Below are 11,181 nucleotides of genomic sequence, written 5' to 3' on the forward strand. Positions count from 1 at the left end.
CATACTCCGGCGATATAGTTCGCTATATCCCGGAGTTGCTTTTCCCTGCCACCACACTTCTGCCGTTTAATCAGATCGCAGCCGTCATCACATGCGTCGATATACTTTTAGCGTGAAATCGGCTTCACAATTAAACTGTTCTCTCGATAACAAATGTGTTTTCACTTCTTCTGATGCCCGCCAAGCAAAAGGCGTCATCTGCAATAAATGATGAGCTTGTTCACCATTCAATGACATTGCGTAGGCCAGCGTTTCGGTTGAAATTAATTCAAACCCTTCCCACTGTTCATGATTTTCAGGATGTAAATGCACTTCCTGATAAATCAGATCCTTCAATTGATACAAATGACGAGGGCCCGGCGTCACCGTCAGCACAATCCCCCCGATTTTGACTACCCTGGCCAATTCCGCTGCCTTGCAAGGGGCATAAATCCGCAAAATACCATCCAGTGAACTCTCCGTAAATGGCAGCCGATGGCTGGATGCCACGCAAAAATTAACCGCCGGATAACGCTTGGCACCGTAACGAACTGCGACTTTCGCCACATCCAATCCATATACCGCTAATTTCCGCTGAAGATGTAACTGTTCCTGCACTGCCGCTGTGTAATAACCTTCACCACAACCTATATCCAGCAAAGTTTCCGCGCCTGCGGGTAAATATGTGTTAAGTAACTCAATCGCTTTTTGTTGCAGCGCCCGGTAATGGCCTGAATGCAGAAATGCCCTTCTTGCTTGCATCATCTCCACACTATCACCGGGTTCTTTTGAACGTTTATGCTGTACAGGCAGTAAATTAACGTACCCTTCTTTTGCGCAATCAAACTGGTGATTGTTTTCGCAACGCCATTGATGGTGAGCAAACAGTAATGATGAATGACATAAAGGACATTGATAAGACATAACATTTCGATGGGTAGGAAAAATCAGGGACGTACTATACCATATTTTTATGCTCCATTATTTTGCTAACCAGAAGAAATTGAATTGACTATTCTCACCGCTAAATTTATTGTTTTTCCTTACCGTTAAGCAACATTTTATTTACAAGGGTGAGCGCAAAATGCCCTACCATGATCTAGAAACCAAACGACTGCTATTAAAAAAACTCGCTTATGACGATGCCATTCAAATTCAGCAAAAATTTCCTCATTGGGATATCGTCAAATATCTGGACAGCCGCGTAGTCCCTTGGCCTTACCCTGATGATGGCGCAGAATATTTTGTCAAGAAAATTGCTTTTCCCGCCATACAATCAGGAAAATCTTGGTTATGGTCTATTCGGGCAAAAAAACAGCCTGATGAGCTCATTGGTGTGATCGGGTTATATGATAAACAAGATAATAACCGAGGATTCTGGCTTTCTTTAGAACACCAAGGCCAGGGGTTGATGCGCGAAGCCTGTGAAAAAGTGACGGATTATTGGTTTCACGTACTGGGACAAACAGTCCTCAGAACACAAAAAGCCAGTATTAACCAAGGCTCGAAAAAAATTTCATTGGCGCAAGGGGAAAGAGTGATAAGAGTAGAAGAAAAAGACTATGTTTCAGGAAAATACGACTGTGAATTCTGGGAAATAACCAAAGAAGAATGGTGTCATCGGCATTCTTCTTTTTAATCAGGAGCCTTAACCAGTAAGTAACATTAATGCTGTACTCTTTGTCTGGAAAATTGCGCTTGCAGGAACGGGAGTAATAACAAGCCTATCATGACTGCGCAGGCAGAAATGGTGATAAACAGCCCCGTCCAGTGATAATGCTTTAAAATGACAGCAAAAGGATACCCCCCCAGTGCCGCACCGGTATAAGCAAACAGGCCAACAAACCCCGTTGCGGCTCCTGCGGAATCTTTATGGGAACATTCCGCAGCAGCCATACCAATCAACAATTGTGGACCAAAAACGAAAAAACCAATGGTAAAAAATCCAATTGACTGAAAAATCAAATCAGTCACAGGCATCAGCCATAAAGCCGCCACTGACAAAAAAATACCCATCGCAAATATCAAGTTCATTGGCCCACGATTACCGCCAAACACACGATCAGATCCCCACCCCGCCACCAGTGAACCGACAAAGCCACCGACTTCAAAAAGTGACAATACCGCGTTTGCGCTCACTAAGTCATAATGGTGATATTCCGTCAGATAGAGGTTTCCCCAATCGTTAATGACAGTACGAACGAGATAGACCAAAGCGTAACTAACTGAAAGTAACCAAATATATTTATTGCAAAACACATAGGTTTTCAGGATTTCTCGGGTCGTTAGCCCTTGCCCTTGATTTTCCTGTATCTTTTCTAAATGATCATTGCGGAATTGACCAATGGTCGGTAACCCCAATGTGGTCGGCTTGTCACGTAATCGCCAACATAAAAATATCCCGGCCAAAATACCTAAACAGCCCGGCACAATAAATCCTTCTCGCCAGCTAAAATGTAACATCAAGAAACTGATGAATAGAGCAATTAATGCACTGCCTACATGATGTGATGTATTCCATAGCGACCACCAAAAACCCCGCTCTGAGCGAGAATACCAACTGGTGAGCAATTTGGCACATGACGGCGATCCCCATCCCTGAAACCACGCATTTAATATCCACAAAAAAGTGAACATCACAATCGAGCTGGACAGACCAAAAAAGATATTAATGATCCCTGTGGCAATTAACCCGACGCCCATAAAATAACGCGGATTAGAACGATCAGAGATCATGCCTGAAAGAAATTTAGAACAACCATAAGTGATATAAAACAGCGTCCCAATCAGACCAATCTCCCCTTTATCAAGGCCGAGATCAGTTATCATGGCGGGCATCGCATAATTAAAACTTTTACGGGTAAAGTAAAATAGCGCATATCCCACATAGAGACTCAGCATAATATGCAGGCGCCAGTAACGATATTGCTCCCTGATTTCTCCATCAGATAAGTGTTTATAATGTACTGGTTTGGATTGAGAAAAAACTGTCATGACTGATCTTAAAGTTTAGGCAAAATAATAGACAAATCCGTTCCCGCAGAGATCGAATCACCTTGTCGTTTTTCACTGTGAATGGAGAACCTTCCACCGAGGGCCTGCACACGCTCCCGCATACCGCGTAAACCAAATCCTTTCATATGATCCTCGGCCTTACAGCCAATACCATTATCTCTGATCAATAAATGAATCTTTCCCTTAACAGAAAAATGCAATTCAATACGATCTGCCTGAGAATATTTCATCGCATTATTCAGTGCTTCCTGACAAAGACGATATAACGTAATCTTAGTCGTATCACTGAGTTGCTCAATTGCCATCACTGAATCCGCTGCCCAATGAATTTCGGCTAATATGCCATGAGCTTCAAATTCCATATCCCGCAGTAATTGCTCAATCGCCTCTTTCAAACCGAGATCATCGAGAATTTTAGGCCGCAGCCGACTCAGTAACCCTTTCGTCGTATCATAAACATTAAGGGATAATGATTCGATAGTTTTAGCGCAGTTCGCGCTAATAGGTGCCATTTCTACCCGCTGGATAATATTCGCTTGAGTACGAATAGCCGTAATATTCTGACCAATTTCATCATGCAGTTCACGTGCAATCTCCCGCCTTACCGACTCTTCTGCTTTCACCAATTGACGGGACAGGCTGTGATTACGATAGAGTTGACGCTTTAGCTGTGCATTGAGGTCACGCTGACGCTGTACCGCCATACCCAACATGATCCCCGTTAGCGTTTGAACCAGCAGGGATAACAAGAGATCCGTGATCTCCATATTCGAAACACCACTACGCGCGGCAATCAAAGCAATACTGTTCAATAACGTACCCGCCACAGCGCCTTGCCAGCCGTAACGAAAAGCCAATAGGATAATAGGAATAGCCAGACAAAATGGCGCAAAATAACGCAGCTCATTCGGAAGTCCAACCTGAATGATAATATTCAATATAAACAATAGAGTATAAAGAATAATGTGTTTCAGGCGAAATTGAATCCGCTGGGATACAAGGTTGGCAGTCAGGGGAAGCCAAACCTTTTGAAACAAGTAGTGCCACACTAAGTAGCACAAAGGAATCAACATGACACCGCCAGTGAGACTCACCAAAAACGCAATGCTCAAAGCAGAATGATGGTTGCTGATCGCCACCACATTAATCATGGAAGTTGTCAGAATCAGACCTGCCATGACAGCGAACCGCTGCCATTGACTGCCACAATAGTAGTGACTGGCAAACCAGACAAGGGGAAGGCTGGCGATACTGGCAGCTAATACCGTAAGCCATTGCGGCTGACTCATTAACAGCGCCAAACAGATAGTCAGCCCCCATTCTGAACAATAAACAACCGGCCAATAACACTTGGGCGTATGGAGTACAATACCGAGGCGTAAAGCAAAAGGAAAAAATAAGATAGCCAGTTCAGAGTCATTGACAAAATAGTAAGCAATGACCCATAAGCAAAACCACCAACAAGAAAACAGTAACCAGCCGCAAAGCGAGTTGATTAGATATCGGTACATCAGCGATCACTAGTGGCAAAATAATTCGCCAAACCAACGTTATTCGTTACCCCTAATTTACTCATCGCATTGGCTCGATGGACGTGCACTGTTTTATGACTTAATCCCAATTCAGCCGCTACCGCTTTAACATCCATGCCACTCGCCAACATCTCCCCCACTTGCCGTTCTCGTTTAGTCAAGTGCTCCAATGAAGCCGGATTGCGCTTTGATGACGTCAAATTAAGTACAATGTCCGGTGTGAGATAACAGCCATTATTGGCTGTTGTCCGCACCGCTTGAATCAACTCATCCGGGCTGCAACGTTTACTGAGATAGCCACGCGCTCCCGCCTTTAACGCATTTTCCACCATCGAGGCAGAATCATGAACACTCAGCATAATACAGGTAATGCCTGAAGGGAGATCTTTCAATAGCGAAAGCCCGCTTTCATCTTTCATTGAAATATCAAGAATACAAACCGTCGCCCCCGATCCCGGTAGCCCTTGCCGGGCTTCAGCACACGAACTGAATTCCCCCACAATTTCAATATCGGATTCTAAATTCAGCAACTGAGCGAATCCCGAACGCACAACAACATGATCATCAACTAATGCGACTTTAATCATCATCATTTATTATCGAATTAAGCATCGGGTTAAACTACTCTATATTGATATCGCTTCGCAACAGTTCACAATAGGTTAGTGTGTAATAGGGAGTCTGCAATAAATAGAAAGTGGAACATTAGGGCGAGTTAGGGCAAAGAGTCATGAAAAGATGCTACTGTCGATATACAGCAGCATCAGTACATTGTTCCGTATGGCTTAGTGCACTTTCTTAGCTTTGCGAATTTTTCTCTCTTCCGCAATAGCGACAAGAGCAAGCAAGCTAAGGCATACAAATGCTGAGACATCAAGGGCAACAAACGTCCCTTTCCAGCCCGTCAAACCAAAGACCGGCACGCCATCAGCAATCATACCTAAACCGAGCTTGGCAAAGCTGTCACCGATTAAATAAGCAAATGTTCCCTTGACACCATCAGCCACGCTGATCGCTTTCTTCGGCACAAAACCAACCGCAGCCACACCAATCAATAATTGTGGTCCAAATACCAGGAAACCAAGGACAAACAACGATCCCAAGTACATGTATTCACTGGATGCGTGTTGATAGAATTCAAGACAGACAATAATCAAACCTAATGAAACACAGGCAACCAGAGCACGGCGCCCATTCGCCAAGTCGGACAGGTATCCCCACATGAGTGTGCCTACCAATGCCCCTACTTCGAATAGGGTAAAGCCAGTAATGGCGGTCTCTTTTGATTGCCCCAATTCCTGATACGCATACACTGTTGACCATTGGTCGATACCAATGCGCACGATATAAAGGAAGATGTTGGCAAAACAGAGCAACCAAATGACTTTGTTTTTTAATACATACTCAACAAAGATCTCACGTTTGGTCATCTGGTTTTCTTCTGCCGCGATATCTTCTTCGCTGACAGGTTCATCAAATAACTCTTCTACCTTACCTAAACCGTAACTTTCTGGAGAATCGCTACCATAACGCAATCCAATGAAACCAATGATCAAAGCGATAATCGAAGGGAAAATAAACATCCCTACCACATGGCCATTAAAGAAATAGTTGGCACCAAAAAGCGCAACCCCAGCCGCAGCGGCACCACCGGCGTTATGTGAGATATTCCAAAAACCCAGATAGGTTCCACGCTTATTACGGGGCGTCCACTTCGTAATGGTGGAATAGCTGGCAGGCCCGCCTATACTTTGGAAAAAGCCACTTAACGCATAAAACGCCACCATCAGGAAAATGCTGATACTGGAATGCCCCATACTCATGCTAAACCCTAACATGGCAATACCAGATAGGATCAGCATAAAGGGCAAGAATTGTTTGGTATTTTTGCCATCAGCATAATAGGCAACGACGGTTTTACCTATGCCGTAAGTAATCGAAAAACCTAACCCTATCAACCCCAGTTGCGTCATCGACAAACCATAAGTCGATATCATATCGTTTTGGGCGATGTTAAAGTTTTTACGTACCAAATACATCGCCATATAGCCAATAAAAACCACCAGATACGACTGTATAAAGGGTTTGAACCACATTTTACGGCGTACTTCCACTGGAAGATCCAGTGTTGGCTTACGAATTTGTTCTAGAATCTTAAGCATTTTAAATCCTTAGATGACCATGATGAAAAGGGCCTTTTTGAAGCAGGTGAGAATAAAAAAAGGCAAATCGCAAGAAAGCGAGACTCTTCGCAGATATATTTTTCGTAAATATCATTTTCGCAGGTATAGTTATTATCTGGTCAGTTTAAAAAACTAGAGGAAGATTGGCTTGAGCTATAGTCCTAGTTGGATTAGGAATATTTCCTAGTTTTATGCTATTCGAGCATAAATCGTGAAAGTAATCACACTTTATACTCAGTCAAAAGAATATGGCGCAGTGCGATTCGCAGATGACTTGCACCTCCAAGTCATCTTTCAGCTATCACGGCTAAGAGGCTGCATCCATCACGGTGCATAACAAAAAAGAAAGCCGCATTTCTGCGGCCTCAGACCGCTGTACTTGTCTGGATTTCGATGACAAAAATAAAAATTTTAACGTTCGCCCCATTGGGGCGGGATATCATGACGAAAACGGCCGTTAGCGGATCGTGATTTATGTTTTTCCATTACGCCAATACCGTGAGATGATACCGACGATATATTTCGATCTTCCACTAAAAAGTGTCACAATACACCACGATAACTTTTAGAGCCTATCTTAGGCAGACTGATTGAACACGGACTGTGTCAGAGGCTGGAGCGTATAAGTTCGTTAAAGACAAAAGGAAAATACGCAAAGATTATCAGCACAGCACCGATTCAAAATAACAAATAACGACTGAAAGCACATGATACAAGCACCCCCTTTTCATTGTTCATTTTTACATCCCCGCTACTGGCTGACTTGGCTAGGTATCGGCATACTTTATTTACTGGTTTTATTGCCTTATCCCGTGATTTACTGGATGGGAACCCGACTTGGTCGATTATCAATGCGTTTTTTAAAAAAACGGGCCAAAGTTGCAGAGCGCAATCTGACACTTTGTTTCCCCGACATGCCAGCCGAGAAGCGGCATGAATGGCTAGTCAAAAATTTCGAATCGGTTGGGATGGGCGTTTTCGAAACCGGAATGGCCTGGTTTTGGCCAGATTGGAGGATTAAGCGTTGGTTCAACGTCACCGGACGGGAACATATTCAAAAAGTGCAGTCCACCGGCCAAGGAATTATCGTCATTGGTATTCACTTTTTAACACTGGAATTAGGCGCGCGTATTTTTGGTATACTGAACCCGGGCATTGGTGTTTATCGACCCAATGACAATCCTGTCATAGATTGGCTACAAACTTGGGGGCGGCTCCGTTCCAACAAGTACATGCTGGACAGGAAAGATGTTAAGGGCATGATCCGATGTCTGAAAAATGGTGAAATTGTTTGGTACGCCCCTGATCATGATTACGGCCCACGCAACAGCGTATTTGCCCCACTATTCGCGGTTGAACATGCTGCGACCACGACCGGAACCTCGATTCTCGTCCGTTTGGCCAAACCTGCGTTGATCCCTTTTACGCCTCGAAGATTAGCCAATGGAGAGGGATATGAATTAACCATTCAATCCGCTGTGGAAAATTTTCCACTGCAAAATGAAATCGAAGCAGCAACATTTATGAATAAGGTGATCGAAAAGGAAATTATGCAGGCGCCTGATCAGTATATGTGGTTGCATCGTCGTTTCAAAACCCGCCCCGAAGGTATGTCATCTTTGTATGGTGACAACGATAATATTCATTGATAAACATAATCTGGCTGTTATGTTCTAAGTAACAGCCAATGCCTTCTACCCAAATATGATATCCCTAATAAACTCCAAATTGCCGCTTGCAAGATAAAAGTCGTTTGAAGTAAAACGAGTATCATTTTTCATTTTACTGTTAATGATTCAGTGTTATTCTTGAATTTAATGTGTATTATCTTTAGTCTAAACCACTTTATTAAAAACGTGAGATCTCACCCAATGCCTTCCATAGAAACATTTATTACGTTTATCAGTATTTCAGCCTTCCTGTGCTTCTTGCCTGGCCCTGATAATATTTTAGTTTTAAGCCAATCAGCAATAAATGGACGAAAATCCGGAATATTAATTACCCTTGGTTTATGTATCGGTTTAGTAATACATACGTCTTTAGTTGCATTAGGCATTTCAGCAATACTACGGGCTAACACGGTAGTCTTCGAAATTATCAAATTGCTTGGCGCATTTTATTTAAGTTATCTGGCCTGGGGTGCTTTTAAAGCTAAACCTACCCAGTTCAAAGATAATACTAAAAATTTCAACAACCATAAAAAATTGATTAAAAAAGGTTTGACAATGAATTTATCAAACCCCAAAGTGATTATTTTCTTTCTGGCTTTCTTTCCTCAGTTTACCATTAATGATGTGAACGCTATTCCAGTTTCTCTTCAACTATTATATCTAGGCTTACTATTTGTCGGTATTGCCTTTATGATATTTACACTAATAGCCTATTTATCCGGATTTCTGCATGGTGTCATATCCCGTCATCCATCAATACAAACTGTCCTTAATAAAATAACGTGTCTAATATTTATAGTATTGGCTATTAACTTATTTATTAGTCAGTTTTAAATAGTTTCTTAACATGATTCAAGAAACACCTTCACTAATATTTCACCCACAACGGCTGGGTGATGTTTGCCATTTTCAGAACATACATCTTCACGTCATAATTGCTGATTTTGCGAATCCTTTCGCTATTTCCCAGCAGCCTTGCTCGCTATTTAACCGCTTTTGTGCGGCTTCAGGGACAGATTCAAGTCTTTACTAAAACTGGATAGTCCAATTAATAATAACCACAACTATCGGCGATATCAGCATAGGAATAGCCATTTCCCTGCTCTTTCTCCAATTTTTGCTTTGTTGTTCTATAGCAATGACGTTTAGTCTGTTCTCTTAAATGCTGCATAGCCTGATTGTGCTTTATATGGGGATAAGCCTTAAGGTGCTGTTCATTCCAATCATAAGAGAATGTCACACCATTTTTCTGGTTGAATTTCTTATTATATTCTTTCAGTTCATTCTCCCGCTTTTCGGCTAAGGCATTATCTTCAGCCAGCTTCTCTGTATCCCAACTTCCTTGGTCTAACTTGTTTCTCTTTGTCAGGTACTCTTCTGAGGGTTTATTATCCACTGGTATGTCGCTTTTGTAGCTCAAATCAAAAGCCAGGGCTTGAGAAAAGCAAACTGACAAAATAAAAAACAGGCAATAGGTTCCTTTGATTTTCATATCGTTCCTTGGTGTAATTGTAACAATAAATTACTATTTAATAACCATTATCACCTGAGGTCAATACGTTAATTTCTGTGCGATTTTCATTCAACAAAGATAACTCTTTACAAATCAAAGCCATTTCAACATGCTGTATTAAGTTTTCCATTATAAAAAATAAGTGAGATTTTGATGTATTCATACCCTATTTATCACGTCGATGCTTTCACGGAAAAATTGTTTTCAGGCAACCCCGCTGCTGTTGTCTTGCTGGACAAATGGCCGGCAGATGAAACACTCATTGCTCTTGCTGCTGAAATTGGCCTTCCTGAAACCGCTTTTCTGGTAGAAAACCATTTACGCTGGTTCACACCTAGAGTCGAAGTCGATTTATGTGGACATGCAACATTGGCGACCGCATTTGTCCTCATAGCCCATCGCAACATGCAAGATAATTTCATCACATTTAAGAGCCGCTCTGGTGAACTTCGCGTTTCTCACCAAGATGGCGTTTTTACGTTGGATTTCCCTATCGCCGATTGCCATGAAGAAAACGCCCTTATTCCTGCTATTCAAGATGCCTTGGGACAAAGCGTTTCTGCCGTGTTTGCTGCACATGATCGCTATATTTGCGTTTTGGACTCCGTAGAACAAATCACCCATACCCAACCTGATTTTGATAAAATTGCTGCCCTGCCCTTACCAGGACTGGCCATTACTGCTCTTGGTGATTCATCCGCTGATTTTGTTTCACGTTATTTTTCGCCAGCCAAAGGTGTTAATGAAGATCCTGTCACCGGTTCCAGCCATTGTGTTCTTGCCCCTTTCTGGGGAAAGCGGCTTGATAAAACTGAACTTCGTGCTCGTCAATTATCCGAACGCGGGGGTGAATTGTTATGTCGAATCGATGGCGATCGGGTTTATCTGACCGGTAAAGCAAAACTCTTTTCATACGGTGAGATACTAAATCCTCACGGTCAGCCAGATAAACCGGAATAGCAGGGATATCGCCCTATCGGTATTTAGAAGAATAATCAAATAGGGTCAGCAGGGTATATTCTGCTGACCAACAATCGCAAATGGTTGCCAATTAGCTTTGATTATGGACCAACAAATCCGAATTAATCTCCGAGATTGATCTCGCCCCGGTTAAGGTCATCGCCACCCGCATCTCGTTCTCAATCAAATCCAGCAAATTGGCAACACCCGCTTCACCTGCCGCGGCCAAGGCATAAACAAAAGCACGCCCCAGTAACACACTATCCGCCCCCAGAGCAATCATTCTCACCACATCCAATCCTGTTCGAATACCGGAATCAGTAAGAATA

General features: G+C 42.7%; 11 protein-coding genes. 4 read left to right on the plus strand and 7 right to left on the minus strand.

Translation table 11 applies throughout. The annotated features are described in order from the left end of the window. Window positions 1–87: 87 nt before the first annotated feature. On the minus strand, window positions 88–903 hold the full coding sequence (rlmA, locus tag PSI17_RS09650; protein ID WP_273551793.1) for a 23S rRNA (guanine(745)-N(1))-methyltransferase: 816 nt from the start codon (window positions 901–903) through the stop codon (window positions 88–90). Between the two features lie 160 nt (window positions 904–1,063). Between rlmA and PSI17_RS09655 the strand changes: the two genes are divergently transcribed. Beyond that, the gene (locus tag PSI17_RS09655) at window positions 1,064–1,618 is read left to right on the plus strand and encodes a GNAT family N-acetyltransferase (RefSeq protein ID WP_273551794.1); all 555 of its coding nucleotides are present in this window, start codon (window positions 1,064–1,066) and stop codon (window positions 1,616–1,618) included. Window positions 1,619–1,644: 26 nt separating this feature from the next. Here the strand turns inward: PSI17_RS09655 and PSI17_RS09660 are convergent, their stop codons facing one another. From PSI17_RS09660 to uhpT, 4 genes are all read right to left on the minus strand, one after another. After that, window positions 1,645–2,973, minus strand: a complete 1,329-nt coding sequence (locus PSI17_RS09660; protein WP_273551795.1) for an MFS transporter — start codon at window positions 2,971–2,973, stop codon at window positions 1,645–1,647. A gap of 8 nt (window positions 2,974–2,981) precedes the next feature. Further along, window positions 2,982–4,505, minus strand: coding sequence for a signal transduction histidine-protein kinase/phosphatase UhpB (gene uhpB, locus PSI17_RS09665; protein ID WP_273551796.1), 1,524 nt, complete (start codon window positions 4,503–4,505; stop codon window positions 2,982–2,984). After that, window positions 4,505–5,113, minus strand: coding sequence for a transcriptional regulator UhpA (uhpA, locus tag PSI17_RS09670; RefSeq protein ID WP_273551803.1), 609 nt, complete (start codon window positions 5,111–5,113; stop codon window positions 4,505–4,507). Before uhpA ends, uhpB begins: the two co-directional genes overlap by 1 nt. A gap of 198 nt (window positions 5,114–5,311) precedes the next feature. Then, window positions 5,312–6,688: a hexose-6-phosphate:phosphate antiporter gene (gene uhpT, locus PSI17_RS09675; protein ID WP_273551797.1), complete on the minus strand. Its 1,377-nt coding sequence runs from the start codon at window positions 6,686–6,688 to the stop codon at window positions 5,312–5,314. A 728-nt stretch (window positions 6,689–7,416) separates the two neighbouring features. Between uhpT and PSI17_RS09680 the strand changes: the two genes are divergently transcribed. Continuing rightward, the gene (locus PSI17_RS09680) at window positions 7,417–8,358 is read left to right on the plus strand and encodes a Kdo(2)-lipid IV(A) acyltransferase (protein ID WP_273551798.1); all 942 of its coding nucleotides are present in this window, start codon (window positions 7,417–7,419) and stop codon (window positions 8,356–8,358) included. A gap of 222 nt (window positions 8,359–8,580) precedes the next feature. Further along, the gene (locus tag PSI17_RS09685; RefSeq protein ID WP_273551799.1) at window positions 8,581–9,213 is read left to right on the plus strand and encodes a LysE family translocator; all 633 of its coding nucleotides are present in this window, start codon (window positions 8,581–8,583) and stop codon (window positions 9,211–9,213) included. A 214-nt stretch (window positions 9,214–9,427) separates the two neighbouring features. Here the strand turns inward: PSI17_RS09685 and PSI17_RS09690 are convergent, their stop codons facing one another. Continuing rightward, window positions 9,428–9,871: a hypothetical protein gene (locus tag PSI17_RS09690; RefSeq protein WP_273551800.1), complete on the minus strand. Its 444-nt coding sequence runs from the start codon at window positions 9,869–9,871 to the stop codon at window positions 9,428–9,430. Between the two features lie 174 nt (window positions 9,872–10,045). On the opposite strand from PSI17_RS09690, the gene PSI17_RS09695 reads away from it, so the two are divergent. After that, window positions 10,046–10,852, plus strand: a complete 807-nt coding sequence (locus PSI17_RS09695; RefSeq protein WP_273551801.1) for a PhzF family phenazine biosynthesis protein — start codon at window positions 10,046–10,048, stop codon at window positions 10,850–10,852. A gap of 91 nt (window positions 10,853–10,943) precedes the next feature. Here PSI17_RS09695 and PSI17_RS09700 read toward each other — a convergent pair. Continuing rightward, the coding region (locus PSI17_RS09700) for an alpha-hydroxy-acid oxidizing protein (protein ID WP_273551802.1) at window positions 10,944–11,181 on the minus strand (238 nt) is incomplete at its 5' end.

Source organism: Xenorhabdus sp. IM139775, assembly GCF_028598745.1.
Taxonomy (GTDB): Bacteria; Pseudomonadota; Gammaproteobacteria; order Enterobacterales; family Enterobacteriaceae; genus Xenorhabdus.

Bases quoted from the DNA above. Each gene is read 5' to 3' on its own strand.
- rlmA (WP_273551793.1), bottom strand. From the start codon at position 903: ATGTCTTATCAATGTCCTTTATGTCATTCATCATTACTGTTTGCTCAC.
- PSI17_RS09655 (WP_273551794.1), top strand. From the start codon at position 1,064: ATGCCCTACCATGATCTAGAAACCAAACGACTGCTATTAAAAAAACTC.
- PSI17_RS09660 (WP_273551795.1), bottom strand. From the start codon at position 2,973: ATGACAGTTTTTTCTCAATCCAAACCAGTACATTATAAACACTTATCT.
- uhpB (WP_273551796.1), bottom strand. From the start codon at position 4,505: ATGTACCGATATCTAATCAACTCGCTTTGCGGCTGGTTACTGTTTTCT.
- uhpA (WP_273551803.1), bottom strand. From the start codon at position 5,113: ATGATTAAAGTCGCATTAGTTGATGATCATGTTGTTGTGCGTTCGGGA.
- uhpT (WP_273551797.1), bottom strand. From the start codon at position 6,688: ATGCTTAAGATTCTAGAACAAATTCGTAAGCCAACACTGGATCTTCCA.
- PSI17_RS09680 (WP_273551798.1), top strand. From the start codon at position 7,417: ATGATACAAGCACCCCCTTTTCATTGTTCATTTTTACATCCCCGCTAC.
- PSI17_RS09685 (WP_273551799.1), top strand. From the start codon at position 8,581: ATGCCTTCCATAGAAACATTTATTACGTTTATCAGTATTTCAGCCTTC.
- PSI17_RS09690 (WP_273551800.1), bottom strand. From the start codon at position 9,871: ATGAAAATCAAAGGAACCTATTGCCTGTTTTTTATTTTGTCAGTTTGC.
- PSI17_RS09695 (WP_273551801.1), top strand. From the start codon at position 10,046: ATGTATTCATACCCTATTTATCACGTCGATGCTTTCACGGAAAAATTG.